18 protein-coding genes and 1 pseudogene are annotated in these 19,608 nt (G+C 37.0%); 11 read left to right on the plus strand and 8 right to left on the minus strand.

Annotation, left to right across the window (positions count from 1 at the left end):
* The first annotated feature begins 233 nt into the window (after window positions 1-233).
* On the plus strand, window positions 234-1,574 hold the full coding sequence (gene gdhA / locus ArsFIN_RS03300; RefSeq protein ID WP_026823237.1) for an NADP-specific glutamate dehydrogenase: 1,341 nt from the start codon (window positions 234-236) through the stop codon (window positions 1,572-1,574).
* A gap of 168 nt (window positions 1,575-1,742) precedes the next feature.
* Here gdhA and ArsFIN_RS27150 read toward each other — a convergent pair whose 3' ends face one another.
* From ArsFIN_RS27150 to prlC, 6 genes are all read right to left on the minus strand, one after another.
* A complete protein-coding gene (locus tag ArsFIN_RS27150) occupies window positions 1,743-2,645 on the minus strand; it encodes an HlyD family type I secretion periplasmic adaptor subunit (protein WP_338023350.1) in 903 nt (300 codons plus the stop codon).
* Window positions 2,646-3,228: 583 nt separating this feature from the next.
* Window positions 3,229-4,710, minus strand: a complete 1,482-nt coding sequence (locus tag ArsFIN_RS03310) for a type I secretion system permease/ATPase (protein WP_246067327.1) — start codon at window positions 4,708-4,710, stop codon at window positions 3,229-3,231.
* A gap of 348 nt (window positions 4,711-5,058) precedes the next feature.
* Window positions 5,059-6,978, minus strand: a complete 1,920-nt coding sequence (locus ArsFIN_RS03315; RefSeq protein ID WP_051297060.1) for a hypothetical protein — start codon at window positions 6,976-6,978, stop codon at window positions 5,059-5,061.
* 65 nt (window positions 6,979-7,043) lie between these two features.
* A complete protein-coding gene (locus tag ArsFIN_RS03320; RefSeq protein ID WP_051297059.1) occupies window positions 7,044-7,727 on the minus strand; it encodes a collagenase in 684 nt (227 codons plus the stop codon).
* A 231-nt stretch (window positions 7,728-7,958) separates the two neighbouring features.
* Complete coding sequence (gene rsmJ / locus ArsFIN_RS03325) at window positions 7,959-8,720, minus strand: 16S rRNA (guanine(1516)-N(2))-methyltransferase RsmJ (protein WP_026823236.1); 762 nt, start codon at window positions 8,718-8,720, stop codon at window positions 7,959-7,961.
* Window positions 8,721-8,726: 6 nt separating this feature from the next.
* Window positions 8,727-10,769, minus strand: coding sequence for an oligopeptidase A (gene prlC, locus ArsFIN_RS03330; RefSeq protein ID WP_026823235.1), 2,043 nt, complete (start codon window positions 10,767-10,769; stop codon window positions 8,727-8,729).
* A 456-nt stretch (window positions 10,770-11,225) separates the two neighbouring features.
* On the opposite strand from prlC, the gene ArsFIN_RS03335 reads away from it, so the two are divergent.
* The 10 genes from ArsFIN_RS03335 (at window position 11,226) to ArsFIN_RS03385 (ending at window position 17,725) form a co-directional block, all read left to right on the plus strand.
* Window positions 11,226-12,437: a tyrosine-type recombinase/integrase gene (locus ArsFIN_RS03335; protein ID WP_026823234.1), complete on the plus strand. Its 1,212-nt coding sequence runs from the start codon at window positions 11,226-11,228 to the stop codon at window positions 12,435-12,437.
* Window positions 12,438-12,815: 378 nt separating this feature from the next.
* Window positions 12,816-13,532 carry a hypothetical protein gene (locus tag ArsFIN_RS03340; protein WP_034249817.1) on the plus strand — a complete coding sequence of 239 codons (717 nt, stop codon included), beginning with the start codon at window positions 12,816-12,818 and terminating at the stop codon, window positions 13,530-13,532.
* Window positions 13,533-13,733: 201 nt separating this feature from the next.
* Window positions 13,734-13,952, plus strand: coding sequence for a helix-turn-helix transcriptional regulator (locus ArsFIN_RS03345; RefSeq protein WP_026823232.1), 219 nt, complete (start codon window positions 13,734-13,736; stop codon window positions 13,950-13,952).
* A 67-nt stretch (window positions 13,953-14,019) separates the two neighbouring features.
* Window positions 14,020-14,721 (plus strand): Rha family transcriptional regulator, encoded by a 702-nt coding sequence (locus tag ArsFIN_RS03350; protein WP_135677456.1) that lies wholly within the window; start codon window positions 14,020-14,022, stop codon window positions 14,719-14,721.
* On the plus strand, window positions 14,712-15,716 hold the full coding sequence (locus ArsFIN_RS29130) for a hypothetical protein (protein WP_026823230.1): 1,005 nt from the start codon (window positions 14,712-14,714) through the stop codon (window positions 15,714-15,716). Before ArsFIN_RS03350 ends, ArsFIN_RS29130 begins: the two co-directional genes overlap by 10 nt.
* Window positions 15,709-15,930 (plus strand): hypothetical protein, encoded by a 222-nt coding sequence (locus tag ArsFIN_RS03365; RefSeq protein ID WP_034249815.1) that lies wholly within the window; start codon window positions 15,709-15,711, stop codon window positions 15,928-15,930. The genes ArsFIN_RS29130 and ArsFIN_RS03365 overlap by 8 nt, the downstream gene beginning before the upstream one ends.
* A 2-nt stretch (window positions 15,931-15,932) precedes the next feature.
* Window positions 15,933-16,250 carry a hypothetical protein gene (locus ArsFIN_RS03370; RefSeq protein WP_026823229.1) on the plus strand — a complete coding sequence of 106 codons (318 nt, stop codon included), beginning with the start codon at window positions 15,933-15,935 and terminating at the stop codon, window positions 16,248-16,250.
* Window positions 16,247-16,783, plus strand: a complete 537-nt coding sequence (locus ArsFIN_RS03375) for a hypothetical protein (protein WP_026823228.1) — start codon at window positions 16,247-16,249, stop codon at window positions 16,781-16,783. Before ArsFIN_RS03370 ends, ArsFIN_RS03375 begins: the two co-directional genes overlap by 4 nt.
* A gap of 10 nt (window positions 16,784-16,793) precedes the next feature.
* Entirely contained in the window at window positions 16,794-17,144 is a 351-nt protein-coding gene (locus tag ArsFIN_RS03380) for a hypothetical protein (protein WP_135677457.1), read from the plus strand.
* Window positions 17,141-17,725 carry a primase-helicase zinc-binding domain-containing protein gene (locus ArsFIN_RS03385; RefSeq protein ID WP_135677458.1) on the plus strand — a complete coding sequence of 195 codons (585 nt, stop codon included), beginning with the start codon at window positions 17,141-17,143 and terminating at the stop codon, window positions 17,723-17,725. Before ArsFIN_RS03380 ends, ArsFIN_RS03385 begins: the two co-directional genes overlap by 4 nt.
* Before the next feature lie 29 nt (window positions 17,726-17,754).
* On the opposite strand, the gene istB is transcribed toward ArsFIN_RS03385, so the two are convergent.
* Window positions 17,755-18,516 (minus strand): IS21-like element helper ATPase IstB, encoded by a 762-nt coding sequence (istB, locus tag ArsFIN_RS03390; protein ID WP_135677409.1) that lies wholly within the window; start codon window positions 18,514-18,516, stop codon window positions 17,755-17,757.
* Window positions 18,503-19,542 (minus strand): annotated as a pseudogene (istA, locus tag ArsFIN_RS03395) (IS21 family transposase). Before istA ends, istB begins: the two are co-directional and overlap by 14 nt.
* Between the last annotated feature and the right edge of the window lie 66 nt (window positions 19,543-19,608).

Below are 19,608 nucleotides of genomic sequence, written 5' to 3' on the forward strand. Positions count from 1 at the left end.
TTTTTTCAATAAAAACACTTGATTAATCAAGTGTTTTTTTGTTCATCTCCGCTAATTTAAATTACTTATATTTTGCCGGAAAATGTGATTAAGACACAAAAAATCTCATTAAAAATAGAGATAAATTAGTGATATATTCAATAAGTAAATCCACATATAGCAGGTCATTTTGCAAAAAAACGTTAATAAGTATGAAAATATAATAATTTATCTTTTAATCTAAGGAATTTTGTATGAAAGGTTGCTTATCTTTAGAAACATTCCTAACATCAATCCAGTCACGTTATGCTGATCAAGCTGAATTCTTACAAGCCGTGCGTGAAGTTTTTACTTCTTTGGCGCCATTTTTACGCAATAATCCTCAATATTGCGAGCAGGGATTACTGCAAAGAATAGTAGAGCCAGAGAGGGTGATTCAGTTTCGTGTTTGTTGGGTTGATGATAAGGGAAATGTTCAAGTTAATCGAGCTTGGCGGGTACAATTTAATTCGGCAATCGGTCCTTTTAAAGGTGGAATGCGTTTTCATCCATCAGTTAATTTATCAATTTTAAAATTTCTCGGTTTTGAACAAACTTTTAAAAACGCGTTAACCACTTTACCTATGGGCGGAGGTAAAGGGGGCTCAGATTTTGATCCTAAAGGAAAAAGCCATGCAGAAGTTATGCGTTTTTGTCAGGCATTGATAACCGAGCTTTACCGACATTTAGGTCCTTATACCGATGTTCCTGCTGGCGATATTGGCGTGGGTGGGCGAGAAGTCGGTTTTATGACAGGTATGATGAAAAAGTTGTCAAACAACACTTCCTGTGTTTTTACCGGTAAAGGCATGTCTTTTGGTGGCAGCTTAATTCGACCTGAAGCTACCGGTTATGGTTTGGTTTATTTTACTGATGCGATGTTAAAACATCATGGTTTATCGTTTGAGGGGAAACGCGTATCCGTTTCTGGAGCGGGCAATGTTGCTCAGTATGCTATTGAAAAATGTATGTCATTAGGTGCTAAGGTAGTTACTGCTTCTGATTCAAATGGCACCGTTGTTGATGAAGCGGGCTTTACACCAGAAAAACTTAAACGATTGGAAGCGATTAAAAATCAGTATGGTCGTGTTGAGGTATATGCAGAAGAGTTTGGTTTGACTTATCTTAAAGAAAAAAACCCCTGGTCGGTACCAGTAGATATTGCCTTACCTTGCGCCACTCAAAATGAACTTGATATAGATGATGCAAAAATTTTAATTAAAAATGGTGTCAAGGTGGTTGCTGAAGGTGCAAATATGCCGACAACAATTGAAGCTACGGATGCATTTCTTGAGGCTGGTGTGCTGTTTGGGCCTGGAAAAGCAGCTAATGCAGGAGGGGTAGCAACATCAGGTTTAGAAATGGCACAAAATGCGGCCCATTTGAGTTGGACTGCAGAAAAAGTGAATAGCCGTTTGAAACATATTATGTTAGATATTCACCAGCATTGTGTGAAATATGGTGGAGGAGATAAGCAGACTAATTATGTTAAAGGCGCCAATATTGCTGGTTTTGTAAAAGTGGCCGATGCGATGTTAGCGCAAGGCATCCTGTAACAAATTAATCGTCATTAAGCAAAATAAAATTAATTATATAGCTAAATAACGTAACATTCTGAATATTATTTTGTTTATTGTACATCGCCTGCAACTATCCTTTTCAGGCGATGTTTTTAGTAACAATATGTCGATTATTATTTATCTATCATCTGACCTATAGCGCTATTAATCTTCATTTAAACTCATATGTAGGCGATCAAATAAAGGTTTAAATAAGTAATTTAGTAGTGACCGTTCACCGGTACGAATAAAGACCTCTACTGGCATTCCTGGTTTAATGGTTAACTGGTTTAGGCGTTGACGATTTTTATCATTTACTTGAACCTGTAATAAATAATAGGGTTCGCCAGTTTGCTCATTAAGTAGCCTGTCAGCAGAGATCATTGTGACATTGCCTTCCACTTTGGGCGTCGTGCTTTGATTAAATGCAGTAAATTGTAACTCTACCGGTAAACCTAATTTTACTTGATCAATTAATTGTACTGGAACCCGTGCATCAACTAATAGTGGTTGATCATCGGGAACAATCTCCATCATTTTTTGTCCGGCAACGATCACACCGCCCTCAGTAAAAACTGACATACCAATTATGGTGCCAGCAACAGGGGCACGTATTTGAGCATTAGCCAGTATGAACTTCGCTTTAACGAGTTGGCTGTAGGTATGATTAATCTTAGTTTGTGTGTCAGCTAGTTGGGCATGAACATCTTTTTGATATTCTTGTTGCAGTTTTTCGCTATGTAGTTTTTGCTCTAATATTTGATGTTGTATTCGGCTAATATCACCAAGTGTTTGCGCTAAATTACCATCAACTTCAGTGTATTTATTTTCTGTTTCTAGTAATGTATTGTGAGCAATATAGCCATTTTTTTCTAATTCCCTTAATCCTTCTAATTGTTGCAATAACATTGTAAGCTGCGTTTTTTGGCTTTTGGCTTTTGGCTTTTGGCTTTTGGCTTTTGGCTTTTGGCTTTTGGCTTTTGGCTTTTGGCTTTTGGCTTTTGGCTTTTGGCTTTTGGCTTTTGGCTTTTTGCTTTTTGTTGTTGGGCATATAGCGTAGCGTTTAATCCGGTTATTTTTTCTTTAATACCGGCCAACTCTAATTGTAAAACTTGATATTGGTTTTCCAGCAATTGTTGATTTAATTGAAGAAGCTCGTTGACATCATGTTCTTTCATTTCACGTTGTAAAGCGGATGAGATAATTAACCGTTTTTTGCCTTGTTGTTCTGCCAATAAACGGGCTTCTCTAACTAACAATTCGTGGTATTGTTTTAGTTTTATATTGTATTCCGAACGCACTTCAACGGTATTGAGTGTTAAAAGAATTTGTCCCGCTTGTACTTTTTCACCATTATTGACAGAGAGTTGTTCGATAATCCCGCCATATTGATGTTGAATGGTTTTATGATTGCCTGCCACAATCACATTACCTGATACCGGAACGCCTTTATCTAAAGGAGCGAGAGCTGACCATAATAAAAAACCACCAAACCCAATAGTCACTAATAACCAACCTAGGTATACAGCGCGTTTTTCATTACTGATTAATTTGTCTGTTAAAATAGGAGATGATTTGTGATATTTACCTTGTACTGACATATTTTTTTCCATTAATTGCTATTATTTTTCACCGGCTGAAATATTGCAGCTCACGTTGTTAGTTGTGACGTTTTATGTTCGTTTAATAATGTTTGTGGTGGGCCAAAACGTGGTGACATGCCGGCTTGTAAAATTAGCACATGCTCTACATATCTAATCAGAAAAGGGCGATGGGTAATTATAATAAGGGTGCAATGTTGTTTTTTAAGTTCTTCAATCGCCAGGCATAGGGCTTTATCTCCTTCGCTATCAAGATTAGAGTTAGGTTCATCAAGAATAATTAAACGGGGAAGGCCATAAATAGCACGCGCCAATGCTAATCGCTGTTTTTGTCCGCCAGATAAGCCACGGCCATACTCACCTAATCGTGTATCATAGCCATTGGGTAAAGCCAGAATTAAGTCATGCACTCGGGCAATTTTGGCAGCGGTAATCACTTTGTCTACAGCAATTTCACCAAAGCGGGCAATATTTTCAGCTATTTTGCCATCGAATAATTGTATATCTTGCGGTAGATAACCAATGTGAGGCCCTAAAATTTCTCTATCCATTTGGTGAATATTGGCACCATCCAACCGAATGTACCCTAAGGTTGGCGGAAGGGCTCCAACCAGTATCCGCGCCAATGTTGATTTTCCTGCACCAGATGCACCAATAATAGCCAATGTCTGACCAGCAGAGAGTGAAAATTGGACATCAAATAGCAGCGGTGGATATTCAGGATCAGGGCGATAAAGAACATTTTCAACACTTAATTCGCCAGTTGGTGCAGGTAAGGTCATCACTTGTTTACGGGGGGGATGTTGTTTGAATAACAGATCTAAGCGTTGATAAGCCTGTCTGGCATTATTATATTGTTTGCTAACTGCAATAAGTTGATCGATGGGACTGAGTACACGTCCCACCAGAATAGAACTGGCGATCATCATACCAGCGGTCAATTCATTGTTAGTGACTAACCAGGCACCCATACCTAAAACCAGTGATTGTAGCATTAAACGTGCTGTTTTTGACCAGGCGCTGCTAGCTGAAGTCCTTTCGCTGGCTAAATTTTGATGGGATAAAAAAGCGTGATGGTAAGTTGACCAACAACGACGAATATTACCTAACATGCCCATTGCCTCGATCACATCTGTGTTACGCAAGTGGGTAGAGGCTTGATTAATGGCTTTGCGTGCCATCAGATTGGCTTGCGCCAGTGGTTTATGAGTATAGCGTTGATTTAGCCAAGCGAGCAGGGAAATGAAGGTTGCACCACCTAAAGCTAGATATCCTAACCATGGATGAAGTAAAAATACCACACAGAGAAAAAAGAGAAACCAGGGAGCATCAAATAAAGCATTACCTGTTACGAATTGGCGTAATGTTGTTAGATCACTTAACGCTTGACTGGCCTGTGAATCATTATATTTTAAGCTTTGCTCGTAAGCCGCATTGAATACCGATTGATTAACTGATAAGTCGAGACCTGTGCTAATACGTATAACAATTAGATTACGCACCCATTCAAGTATGCCAATAAATAAATACAAATTACAAGAAGTGTCAACATTAATAACGTCATTTTATTATTTGACGCTAAGACACGATCATAAACTTGTAACATATAAATAGAGGGGGCGAGCATCAGTATATTGATGATGGCGGTAAATATTCCAATACTATAAAACGCTTTTTTATATGTTTTTATTTCATTAATTAATATGTTGGTATTTTTACTTTTTGAATTGTCTATCATATTATTCCCATTTTTATTTTTATAAGATCCAATCCTAATACCTATTATTTAAATAATTAAAATATTGGAAAATGCTTTGCATTTTCCAATGTATTTAAAATTAGTAATCAACGTTATTTTTATTAGGTAATATTATCTATTGCTATATATACATAATCTGTTCAGGAGTAATCATTGCATTATTATTGTCCGTATACTCATTAATCTCATACTGATAACCAGCATAGTCTATATTCGGATCTTGTCTATAATAAGACACATTTTCATTAGATTGATTGTTGGCTAATAGTTGATGGGAAGGGTAATAACTGGAAGATTGTTCATTATAAAGAATTTCAGTAGTAATTTCATCGTCCCAATTTTCAGTAATCAGATGATTGTTATTTTTCACAAAATTAATTTTTTTATAATCAGTATATCCCCGATTGGTATCACCAATATCACCATCACCTTGTTCGAAGAGTATGGTTTCTTCAATAATATCTATTTGTGGAGAATAAGAAGCAAGAAAATTATTGTAACTGTAGTTATAATCAATGGAAAAGAAAATATCACCTTGAAAATTATGATGATCATTTGATAACATGCCGATTTCGGTGTCATTATGGAATATTTTTACTTTAGTCACATATTTTTGATTATCAGAACTTCTTAATATTTCATTATTTTTATCTCTCGGAATATGATAATCATTTGGATCATATTTAAGTTTAAACAGAGTACCTTCTGTATATTGTTTAAAATCTATTAAGCCAATATTAAGATGCTTATTTGAATGATCTTTTTTTTCGTATTGGTGGGCAAAAATGGGATCGATAAGTCTATATTCATCGGGTATGTCAGTATATTCAGTCCCATTTTGATCACAAACCGCTAATTTATAATCGTTATCTTTTTTTATTAACTTAAGATAAGTTATTTCCTTTGGCAATTGATAGCGAATGTTTTTACCATGATCATGAATAAATAAATCACTTCCATCAATAAGGTTATTATTTTGGTCTCTTAATTCTTCATTAATATAAAATCCGATAGTTTTGAAATCATAAAATGCCTTATTTTCTTTATGGAGTTCTGCTTTATGTACATCATCTTCTGTACTCGCACTGCCTTTATTATCTAATAATTCACCTTTCTTGATGGTGTGACCGTGTTCTTTTTGGAAGGCTGAATATTGCGCAAATGTAGAATCCTTATGATTGTATATTTTAGTATTATTAAGTTGTAAAACTGGAAGCTTTTCTTGTTTAATATGATTAATATTTGGACTTAATAATTCGTTTTTGTGTAAATGCGAAAAATCAAAATAGGCATCGTTATTAACTGCTCTACCATCGATAAATGCGGCTTTATATTGTCCATCTTCATTTTCAATCGCTAGGTAAGCTTTATTATCATAATTAACATAAAATCGTTGTAGGCCATTATGAAAAATAAACATTTTATTATTTTCTTGGCCTTCAATTTGTTTAAATATACCGCTTTCACAAAGTAATTCGCTAACTTTTTCCTCTTCATTATATAAAGATAATGCACTAGCCATACCATTACCCAGTTTTTTAACGCTGAAAATGGTATTTAAAGGTCTATTGGTTAAGTCCATATTGGTCAGTGTATTGGCATTAATCTCTATTAATTCAGCGATTATTTCATCTATTTTTTCATCAGTTATTGGTTCATCAGAGTTTTGTTTAGTGTATTTTGATTTTACAATTTGGTGTTGATATTGATATTCACTACTTTCAGTAAAATTTTTAGTACCGTCTTTATTGGTAAATATTAATTTAAATTCATTGTTATTTTTTTTAATTAATTTTAAATGGCGATAATCACTGTCTAAACTGATATCGATATGGATATTCTTTGCGGCTGAAGAGCAACGAATGTAATTACCAAAACCCATATATTCTACAGTAGCAAATTCTCCAACCGATTCTTTTGTTGTTAAAGTTTTTATATTAGCAGTATAATAATTTACATTTTTAATTTCCCCATCTATTATTTCTTTTTTGCTAGCAATAAAATCGCCTTTAGTCACTTCTAATGCATTTATTTTTTGCATGGCATTATCAGTATTATTTTCAGTAAGCCAATCTTTAAAATCATTATTTTCTTTTTTAATTTGATCTAAATATTGTTCTGGATTTTTATTATGTAAGATTTTTTTAATAATTCAGGGTTCTTATCATTTAAATACATTATAATAGAATGCCCTGCTTTATAAACCATTTCATTATCATGAAAGTTATCTGAATATTTTAAATCTAAAAGCTGAGTTATATTTTTTGTTTTTATTTCAGCTTCAGTCAAATCAATGCTATTTGCTTGGGAATTAAATTTTTTATCGGATAAATGCTCAATATAATCAGCAATACCTTCTTTTAATACAGTAGGTAAACTATCAGCATTGGGTATATTGGTATCAGTTAAATAGTGGGTGAATTCATGTTTGAGATTAAGAATGTTGCCTTGTTGATATATATATATGGTCGGTGGATTTCCTGAGTAGAATTTACCGCCTTCGACGCCTAAACCTTTTTCTTTACCATAATATTGGTAATCTTCTTTATTATCGAAAATATATATTTCAAGTGGCTGTTGGCTTGGTTTAATATCTTTTAAATTAGCAAATATTTTAAAATCATCGACAACCTGTTTGAGTTCTTCAATTGTTTTATTTTGTTTTTTGGGGGTGAGATTTTTATAATGAAGAATAACCTTTATTTTTTCGGCTATAGTTATTTCTTTTTTTGAATTATTGGTGTCGAAATAATAATCAAATTTGTTCAGTTGTTTTATTTTATAATCCACAAATTATCTCCAATTATATTAACAAATATCCTTTTAAACAATAACATTTGTTAAACTACATTTATTTTAGTGTTATTGCAAGTTTATTTTAATGTTTATAATGTGAATATTATTTTTAAAAATTTTGTGTTTTTAGAGCTACATACGGTGAATGTTTTTATGAAATTGTTAATAAATAGTGAGTTTCACCATTTATTAACATTCTTGGTTGTTAATTATTTTTATTAATATTTAACAGGATGAATCAGTTGAACATAAATAAATATCAAAACGATGATTTTTAGTTTTGATCGTCGTTTGTGGCGAGGTTGCTGCGAGGGGGGATGCATAATTGGGTCGTTTCACAACCACACGGCGTTTTGCTATCGTCATTGCTGGAATTAAAAGGCTATCTGCATCTTCATCATTACCAACAAGAGATTGAAAAACACGCATTTCTTTTTTTACTAAGGCACTTTTTTGTCGATGGGGGTACATAGGATCGAGATAAACCACATCTGGGGCAGGTGATAGCGTTGCTAATGCCTGAATACTTGAAGCATGTAGCAATGTCATTCTTTGTCTTAACCAGCTTCCTATTTCAGCATCAGCATAAGCTCGCTGTAATCCGTCATCAAGCAGTGCCGCAACCACGGCATGACGTTCATACAGCCGTACTTCACAGCCTAGGGCAGCAAGGACAAAAGCATCTCTACCAAGACCGGCAGTCGCATCAACAATAGTGGGTAAATAGGATTTTTTGATGCCAACTGCTTTGGCAATAGCTTCATTTCGACCACCACCAAATTGACGTCGGTGTCTCATTGTACCTGAAACAAAATCAACATAAATGCCGCCTAATTTGGGTTCGTCTAATTTTTTTAGTTGTAAATGCTTTGGTGTGAATACTAATGCCATTAATGCAGTCGGTGTATGTTTAAGTTGCCATTTTTCAGCAATAGACGATAAGGCGCTTTGAGAAGCGCCGGGTTCACAAATTAATTGGATATCAATTGTCATTTATTCATTAATACCATAACTTTGTAACATTGCATCCAGCTTTGGTTTTCGTCCGCGGAAACGTTCAAACAGTACCATGGGTTCCTCTGAACCACCACGACTTAAAATATTATCAAGAAATGCTAATCCAGTACTGCGATTAAAAATACCTTCTTCGCTGAATCGTGAGAATGCATCGGCGGCTAAAACGTCGGCCCATAAATAACTATAGTAACCGGCCGCATAACCACCAGCAAAAATATGGCTAAATGCATGCGGGAAACGACTCCATTCTGGAGACGGTACTACTGCAACCTGTTGTTTCACTGATTGTAAGGTTGATAAAATTTGTCCGCTTTTTTGCGGCGAATATTCTGTATGTAAACGAAAATCAAATAAGCCAAATTCTAATTGACGAAGAATAAACATTGCAGCCTGATAATTTTTGGCTGCTAACATATTATCTAACATTGATTTTGGTAATGGTTCACCGGTTTCATAATGACCTGAAATAAAAGCAAGCGCTTCCGGTTCCCAACACCAATTTTCCATAAATTGACTTGGCAGTTCGATAGCATCCCAGGGTACACCATTAATGCCAGCAACATCCGCTACGTCAATTTGAGTTAACATATGGTGTAAACCATGGCCAAATTCATGGAATAGGGTAATAACTTCATCATGGGTAAACAGCGCCGGTTTATCACCAATGGGTTTGTTAAAATTACAGGTTAGGTAAGCTACCGGTTTTTGAACGCTGCCATCGGCATGTTTTAATTTGCCTGCACAATCATTCATCCAGGCACCGCCACGTTTATGTTCTCGGGCATAGAGATCTAAATAGAAGCTACCGCATAAATCACCGCGTTCATCATATAATTCGAAGAAACGCACATCGGGATGCCATATCTCCACATCATGACGTTCTTTAGCTGTCAAACCATAAATTCTGTTAATCACCTCGAACAGACCGTTTATAACCCGTTGTTCTGGAAAATAGGCACGTAATTGTTCATTATCAATTGAAAATTTATGCTGTTTTTGCTTTTCACTGTAATAACCCAGATCCCAGGGCTCAAGTTTCTCAATCCCGTAGTGATCCTTAGCAAATTGGGTCAATTCAGCAAGCTCTTTTTCACCTTGATGGTAGGCTCGCTGGGCAAGATCGGTAAGAAAATCTAGCACCTGTTTGGGTGATTCGGCCATTTTAGTGGCTAGCGATTTTTCAGCAAAGTTATTAAAACCCAGTAATTGCGCTAATTCGTAACGTAAGGCTAAAATTTCGTCCATAACCTCACTATTATCCCATTTGCCAGCATTTGGCCCCTGATCAGAAGCACGGGTGTTATAGGCATGATGTATTTCTTGGCGTAGCTCACGATTATCAGCGTAAGTCATAATCGGCAGATAGCTTGGCATATCCAACGTGAATAACCAGCCCTCTTCTCCTTTAGAGTTAGCTAATGCTTTTGCTGCTAACAGAGCACTTTCTGGTATACCAGCAAGCTTGTCGCTATTTTTAATCAGTTTTGTCCAACCCATCGTTGCATCAAGGACATTATTGCTAAATTTAGTTTTTAATTCGGCAATTCGAATAGCAATTTCGCCATAACGCTTCTTTTTTTCTGCTGGTAAACCAATTCCTGATAACTCAAAATCACGTAACGTATTTTCAATTGATTTACGTTGTGCTTGATTGAGCGTATCAAATTCAGCACTATTTTTTAGTGACTTATAAGCTTGGTAAAGGCCGGTGTGTTGCCCCATCCAGGTACTAAATTCTGATAGCATAGGTAAACAGTTATCATAAACTTGTCGTAATTCATCACTGTTTTTTACTGCATGGAGGTGACCAACAGGTGACCAAGCGCGGGAGAGTTTGTTGTTAGCTTCCTCTAACGGTTGGCATAAATTGTTCCAGCTAAAAGTGCTATTTTCTTTAAGTATGGTCTCAATTGTCTGCCGATAGCTGTCTAATACAGTGTTTATTGCTGGGCTTACATCTTGCGGTGTAATGGTGGAAAAATGGGGTAACACCGATTTTGTTAGTAAAGGATTTGTCATAATAAAAACATCCTGTGATTAATTATACTACTTGGTAGGTACAATTAAATATAAATAAGAGATGTGATTAAGATATGGCTACAAATGGCTGAGTTCAATATTAGGACCAATATTTTATCTGATTTTTTACAAGATTGTTTAAATACAAAGGTTTAGAATTTCTATAAATAGGATTATAATGATTACCAATTTTTCCATGGAAGATCATCGTCCCCGGTGGGGTGGCTGGACTTCAAATCCAGATGGGGCCGCCAGCGGTCCTTGGCAGGTTCGACTCCTGTTGTCTTCGTGTTTATCACTTCCATTAACATCTATTAAAGTCTACAAAAACCATGTAAATAAAGGGATTTGTTCAATTCCTTGTCTAAGGTCGTTTATATTTATCTATTGAAATCAAGTGTATTTTGGGGGTATATATAGGGGTATAAATTTTAGTTTTAAAATGAGATACCCCCAATGAAGCTAACAGCACGTCAGATAGATAATAGTAGAGCTAAAGATAAAGATTATAAGTTATCAGATGGCGGAGGATTGCATTTGTTAATTAAAACTAATGGAAGTAAATATTGGAGATTAAAGTACAGGGTTGGAGGAAAGGAAAAATTATTATCCTTGGGGGTATATCCGATAATTACACTAGCAACTGCCAGAAGAAAAAGAGATGAAGCTAAAAACTTATTATTAGAAGGCATTGACCCTAGCTTAGATAAAAAACAAAAAAAATTAGCGAGTCGTCACCAAAATAGTAATACTTTTGAAAGTATTGCTAGAGAATGGCACAAATCAAAGTTTGACAGATGGTCGTTATCTTACAGAGATGAAATCATAGATACTTTTGAAAAAGATATTTTTCCTTTTATTGGTTATTTACCTATATCAGATATCAAGCCTTTAGTTTTATTAGAAACTTTAAAAAAGATTGAGGCACGAGGAGCATTAGAGAAAATGAGGAAAGTTCGCCAGCGTTGTGGCGAAGTGTTTCGCTATGCAATTATTACAGGCAGAGCCGAATATAATCCTGCGCCTGATTTAGCGAGTGCGTTATCTATACCCAAAAAAAAACATTTCCCGTTTTTAACTGTTAGCGATCTGCCGTTCTTTTTAAATGATTTAGCGTCTTATACAGGTAGCGTTATAACCAAGACAGCCACTAAAATAATCATGCTGACAGGCGTTAGAACACAAGAGCTAAGATTGGCTAAATGGGAAGATATAGATTTAAAGAATGGATTGTGGAGTATACCCCCTGAGGTGATGAAGATGAAACGTCCTCATTTAGTACCTTTGTCATTTCAATGTATAAATTTATTTAAATCACTACAGCCTATTAGTGGTCGTCACCCTTTAGTTTTCATAGGAAGGAATGATTATAGAAAGCCTATTAGTCAAGAGAGTATAAATCAGGTTATTGAATTATTGGGATATAAGGGAAGGATAACTGGACATGGATTTAGGCATACCATGAGCACTATTTTGCACGAGCAAGGGTATAACACTGCATGGATTGAGACACAGTTAGCACATGTAGATAAAAACTCAATCAGAGGTACTTATAACCATGCTCAATATCTAGATGGTAGAAGAGAAATGCTGCAATGGTACGCTGATTACATGGACGCATTAGAGAATGGTGATAATGTAATACATGGTAATTTCAAACAAGCATAGTAGATATTAATTAACCACAGCCAGCCAGTAAAAGGCTGGTTTTTTTATCTCTAATTGAGGGTATGAGTGAAAAGTTTTAGCAAAAAGTGTTCATACTGTTCATGTATGCTAAAAACACATTATATATCAATTAATTAAAGCATGAACACTTGAAGTAAAACTATTCATGAAGTGTTCATAAGTGTTCATGGAAAGAGGGATAGTTATTACATTATCTTGGTGAGAATATCTTAATCAGGCAATTAGACAGCTAGCAGTTACTTTAGTAGACTTACCTAGACATTAATGAATAAGGCTATGTCTAGGCTGATCCCCGAATACCAGTACACCTCTACTGGCTGGCATAGCCCCTACTAAATGAGGGCGCGAGGTGGCGTGATGATAGAAATTAATGATTATCCCGATACAACTCACTGGAAAACAGTACAAGAGTTTACTCTTGAGCAAGCTGCATTGTTACTATCTGGCATAGATCCGCTGGATATGGATTTGATAACAGTTAGGAAAAACAATCATCCTAGATGGAAACATGCAGAGGGGTTTTGCTTAGGGCTTAAAACAGCTATCAGGCGAGGAATATTAACACCTGTTATTTGTTATGGTGAAGCTCTGGACTCTTTCGGATGGGTAAATTCTGTCATTATCAAGAACTCTGACCGCAGTCATGATATTGATCATAGAAAAACTATTATAACTAGAGATTCATTATTTGATTGGATTAAGAAAGAGAATATAGATTATTTCATTCCCAGAAAAATCAAGATAGTAAATGGAATAGACAAGCATAGTTTTGAGTATGGGCTTGACCTTAACGATGATGAGCAAAAACTTTTGCCGCCAGATAAAGAAAATAAAACATTGTTATTACCGCATTATGAACACAAATCAGAGGGATTAGAGTTTGTTGATGATGCTATAAGGCAATTCTGGTCAACTTATGATGAGAATGATTATACGACTATGCCGACTAAACAAGAGGTCGAAAATTATTTAATTAGTCGAGGAGCAAGTAAAAACTTATCTAAAGCAGTGGATTTAATATTAAGACCAAACCACCTTAGATCGACAGGAAGAAGACCAAAAAGAAAGGGGTAACTACCTTTATATGCCTGTATTTACTTGACCTTTCATAATGCCACCCACCCTTTTTTTATCTATTTTATCTTATGAATTTAAGGAAGGGTACTCACCCATAAAAACCCTTATCACCTATTAATTTCTTTGTTGTCATTGTTTAATTTTTGCAATCAATAACCGTCTTCCAAGACAAACTTTAAACCAGATAACAGGGATAACATGAACAACTTCACATCAAAACAAAATCTTATTCGCTTACCGGAAGTACAGCGCCGTACAGGTTACGGACGGGCTTGGATATATAAACTTATGGATAATGGCGAATTCCCTCAGCAAGTTAAAATTGGCACTCGTTCAATCGCGTTTGTTGAATCAGAAGTCGATAAGTGGGTAGCTGACAAAATAGCCTCACGTTCGAGGAAGAAAGCCGATAAATAGCGCTACTTCTTAATGTAATTCTACAAATTTAATAAAGTTTTAAATAAGACTTAAATAAGGTTTCAATATGAATATTCAAAACGCGGTGAATAACCGTGAAGGGCTTCTTTACGCCCAAAGTGAGGACTCCGGTATTTTAATTCAACATAGAACGGAGCCAAGAATAGATAGCCGTCTGTTTGCCAAAAGGCTAAGTATTAAACATAAAAATCTTTATGAATTAATTAGAAAGAATTCAAAAAACTTACGTGAGTTTGGCATCCTTCCGTTTCAAACGGAGCGATTAAATACTGTTCAACTGGGTGTGCGTGAACATAAGTATGTTCTACTCAATGAAAACCAGTTTGATTTTATGTGTCGCATTGTCCGCGGACGTAATCACGAGAAAATGACGCAATTTAAACTGGATGTCACCAAAGCATTTGCTAAAAAACGGGCTGCTGAACCTATTAGAAGAGAGTATTTACCTCATTACCATGAGTCCCGTGATGCTTTACGTGATTTAGGTGCGGAGAAACATCATTACATCAATCTGGCAAACATTGAGAACCGTTTAGCAGGTTTATGTTCAGGTGAGCGAAGTAAAGCCAATGACCAACAGCTTGGTATTTTGCTTTGCATGCAGAAGATAGAGCAAGCAACGTTTCAGTCAGCCATTGAATCAGGCATGTCACCGACTCAGGCAGTGCGAGAAGTCAGTAAACGCATCGATATGTTTGCAACCCTAATGACGCCATCTCTACAGATTGGGGGCGACAAATGCAATTGATAAACTCAAAAGCTATTAGAGAGGTGCGCACAAAAGAAACATTTAAAAACAATAAGTTAACTCCATTTGTGCAGTACGAAAAACAACCTAATATAGCTAGACAATCGTTATGCCCACTTAATGCTTTGATATATAGAGATAATTATCCATTTGTGCAGTATGCAAAACAACCAGATAACCGCAGCTTAAAATATTTGAGTTCGCCAAAACTGGCGAGTGCAAAAAATAACCATTCATCATTAAGAGGAACGGTTAGTGACTCGGCAAAATTTTTTGCTCATGGTCACTCAGAACATCAGGGAAATTTTTCTCTGATGATGAGGCTACCCGATAATATCCGGTTGGTTGGGTTGGCTCAGTCAGAGGAATACTGCTCTAAGCGATCTCAGCCTTTAGATTTATGCTTTTCTGATTTGAGTTTTTTTTCGCAAGCGTCAATGACCCATGATGAAAAACTAACAGTTGTGTTAGTAGGTTTATCACGTTCGACACAAGTATTGATCTCACTAATTAGTTCATGGGGAAATCGGATCCCCTTAGTAGTTGATTTATTATTTTTATATCCAGTAGGCATAGTCATTAATTCCTTAAAGGTGTTTTCAAACACTATACTCGAAAAACTAAAAAAACTTGACGTGTTTATACACCTAGATGTAAAGTGTTTGTGCACCTTAGCTATTCCTAGTCAAAAAATAGCGAAACCCTACAGTGTTCGAGCACTTATAGGGTTTCTAACCACAATGTTAATTGAGGTAACAGTTATGGCTTTGTATAAGTCTACCCAAACTCACCCTAAATTTACAGATACTTACTGGATTATCCGGTTAGATTCCAACATTCCCTACGGCAAAGTGTCATTAACCCGTCGTGAGCGCAGATTATTTCATGTGCTGTTCAAAGATGATCGGCTTGTCTGGTCAGGCCGTAAGCCCATTGCGCCCCAAAGCATCATAGAGTGCTCCGCTTCTCACGGTCAGGAGGTGGCTCATGCGTAATTCCTTAACCATAAATAACATTGAGTATAAATCCCAATTGGCAAGCTCTTTGTACGAGGTGATTTTAGAAAAAGCAACGGATGAGTGCTCAAGACAATTATTTGATTTATTAGGCATTGCGTGTGATTTAAACCAGTTAATACATAAAGATGCAATAACCATTGTTGAGAACATATCTATCCCTCAAGAATACACCTATGCGGGGAGGGCTTAATCATGGCGGATATTTATCACTACATTGCAAACGATAATCTAAACAACATGAGCAATGACGAGCTACGCGAAATACTCTGTATTTATAAAGATGCTTATAGTGGAATTATGTCAGGGCTTCAAGTGATGGGTACATGTGCTTTCTGGGCGAGTGCCAATGAGGATTATCCAGAGGGTCAGGCTCAGCAAGATTTATACCGTTTAGGTAATGCCTTGCAACACTTACCGAGAATCGCCGAAGCGTTAAATCAGGGTGCTAATGATGCAACGTTTACGCTTTATCGGCGTGAAGGCTTGTTTTTATCGGAGGGTGTGAAATGAGAAATACCATAAAAACTATCGGTAAAAACGTAAAAATCACTCAGTCTGATGAACAAGGCAAGGTTGAAAAATTAATTGTTCCAATAGCGGATATCCCTAATCGTGTCAATGAGGGGGAATGGGATGATAACCCTTCTTTAGCGCTCTTGTTAATCAATGAATACTGGAAAAAAGGCAATTTCAACAACGCGGATTTAATCCTGTCTTATCGCTGTGTGATTGCGGTGGTTTTCTTACTGCACTGTGTCATGACAAATGGACAGGCTTACTACACACATAGAAATTACCACCTTCCGGTTTATCTGATGACTGAACGGATGGGCATGCAGAACAATATTGAGGGGGCTTTTTATGAGAGGGAAAGTAAATCAGTAGCAGAAAAACACATTCTAACGTTTTACCAAAATATGCTAGAGGGAAGTGATAAGGGTTTAAAGCTCTCATCAATGGGGCAAAAAACGCTATCTGAACTCCATGACCTATTTATTGATGATGTGCTTAACGAATATGTTAAGCCCGTTACCGTGCATTAAGGAGGGAGAGATGACATTAATCAATTTAAACTTTCGCCTGAATGCACGGGCTAACACTTTTGCTAAAGCAATCTATCAGGATGTAAGAGAAGAAAACGGCGGAGACTGGTTTACCTTATATACGGAAGATGGCGCTATTCATGTTGATATTATCGACGGTGTAAAAGGGATTAGAAAGCTGGTTGATACTTATGCATTAAAACCGTTGAAAGATGAATACAAATCTTGGGAATCTGTCGCTGAACAAATACTTGGCTTGAGTGTTGAGAACGGCAAGTTGTCAGGGATGGGGCTTGATATGTGGGTTGACATGATGAATGACATGGCGGATAGCGCTGCTGCTCAGGAGGATAAATCATGAGAAATATTGATTTAATCCGTCAGGTTAAGCAGCAAGCTACAGGACGTTGGCAAGGTATATTAGCATCACTGGGGGCAGAAGTCCCCTTGAATAAACATACCGCCTGTCCAGCGTGTGGAGGTAAAGACCGCTTTCGCTTTGATGATAAGGAAGGTAACGGCACATTTATCTGTAATCAGTGTGGTAGTGGTGACGGACTGGATTTAGTGAGACGGTTATTTAATGTTGATGTCACGGAGGCTGCTCAGGAAGTGGCTAAGGTATTAGCGATACCGCTGACTAAAAAATTAGTTTTCGCCAATTATGGGGAAAACCCTCAACCGCCTAATATTACCGCTGTAGAGAAGGCCAAAAAGTTATTAGAAGAAGCCACATCAGGTCAATCTCAGTACTTAATACGCAAAGGTCATACCTGTTCAATCAAGCTATTGAAAGATGGCTCAATGATATTACCTGTAAAACAGGGTGATGAGTTGTTAGGTGCGCAGATTATTAAGCCTAATGGCGAAAAGCGTTTTATCTCAGGCACAAGAAAAAAAGGGTGTCAACGATCACCGAAAACTGATCCACTTTTTATCTAAATCCGATCAATCAAAATTGATCCACTGTTTTACTCAGTTATTGCTCCTGAGCGCCGCTTATCTTTCAATCGGTAGCTTTCACCGCTTAATTGCAGTACATGCGAATGATGAAGTAAACGATCAAGCATAGCGGCAGTTAATGTTGCGTCATCAGCAAAAGCACTTGGCCATTGCCCAAATGATAGGTTACTCGTCAATATGACACTGCCATGCTCATAACGCTTGGCAATCACATTGAAAAACAGGTTTGCTTCTTCTCGCCCAAACGGCAGGTATCCAATCTCATCGATAATCAACAACTTCGGGGCCATCACCGAACGTGATAGATATTGTTTGAGCTTATTTTGTCGTTTGGCAGTTGAGAGTTGCAACATCAGTTCAGCTGCCGTGGTAAAGCGGGTTTTCTTCTTGGCCTGTACTGCTTTTAATCCTAACCCAATAGCTAAATGCGTTTTGCCTACACCGCTTGGGCCAAGCAACACGACATTTTCATTACGTTCAATAAACGTTAATGCGCTTAATTCCTGTATGTGTTGTTTGGGGATCCCCGTTGCAAACTTAAAATCGAACGTATTAAGTTCTTTATGTGCTGGGAATCCTGCCATCCGACTCAAAAGATTACGAGTTCGTTCATCTCGTTGTTGTTGCTCACATTTTAACAGGGACAGTAAAAACTCTCCGTAGCTTTTGTCTTGGGCAATGCATTTTTCGGCAAGTGATGACCAATGAGTCGGAATAGAATTTAATTTCAATGACTCACACAGGTGTTCAATTTGTTCATGCAATAACATGTTCACCTCCCAGTAATGCTTCGTATACGCTGATTGAGTGTTGCAAACTGACAGATTCAAGGGGCGGTACGATAGGGATATTAAGCGTATTAGTCTGTGGGATAGATTGGCAAACCCTTGCTGGTAAGGGTAGAAGAGACTTAACTTCCTTAGCTAATCTATCTGCTGGCTTCTCTAACGTTGTTCCATGAATTCGCTGATGGGCAACGCGTTGTAACCATGGACCCACTTTTGCATTAGCTATTTCAATATCCAGTTCAAGATTATGAGCACGAAGGTCGGTGTTTAATGGCACGATAAAGCTGTTTTTTAATAGTGGTTAAAGCGCTCTACTTTCCCTTTCGTTTTTGCCCTGTAGGGCTTGCAAGCCTTCAATTTAAACCCGTAATCTTTCGACATTTGAAGCATTTCGACATGTAATTTATGATCACCTTCTGCATAAGCATCCCGTTCGATGATGAGGGATTTTGCGTTATCACACAATACTTCCTGTGGTACACCACCAAAGTAGTCGAAAGCTTCTCTTAAACCTTGCTGCCACGATTCTGCTCGTTCATTATCAAAGAACTTTACATAACTCGCACGCGAATAGCCTAGCGTTGCAACAAACGCTTTCAGCGATTTTTTACCTCGCCGGATGCTGGTGAAGTCGATTTGCATTTGTTGACCTGGCTGTGTTTCAAAACGGACGACTACTTCGGGAACAATGCTTGGTTTAAATTGACAAACAAATCGGCGTAATTGAGCAATACCACCTTGATAGCCGTTTTCAACTACCTCATCAAATAAGACTGTTGCAGGGATCCAATCAGGTTTAGCCAGTTCAATTCGCTGAAGCAAATAAGGTTTAAAGGGGGATAATTTAGTCGGTTGTTGACTTCTTTTAGCATAAGTTGGCATTGTCTGTTGTTGTAAATGATGTTTTACGGTGTTACGGGATATACCCAACTCACTGGCAATTTTTCGAAGGCTTTGTCCTTGTGCAAAGCGAACATGAATATCCACAAATATCTCCTTGGTTAACATAAATTATCCGTACAAAAATGTGCGAATAATACCAAGTGGATCAGTTTTAGATGATCGTTAGTGGAT

This window comes from Arsenophonus nasoniae, assembly GCF_004768525.1.
Taxonomy (GTDB): Bacteria; Pseudomonadota; Gammaproteobacteria; order Enterobacterales; family Enterobacteriaceae; genus Arsenophonus; species Arsenophonus nasoniae.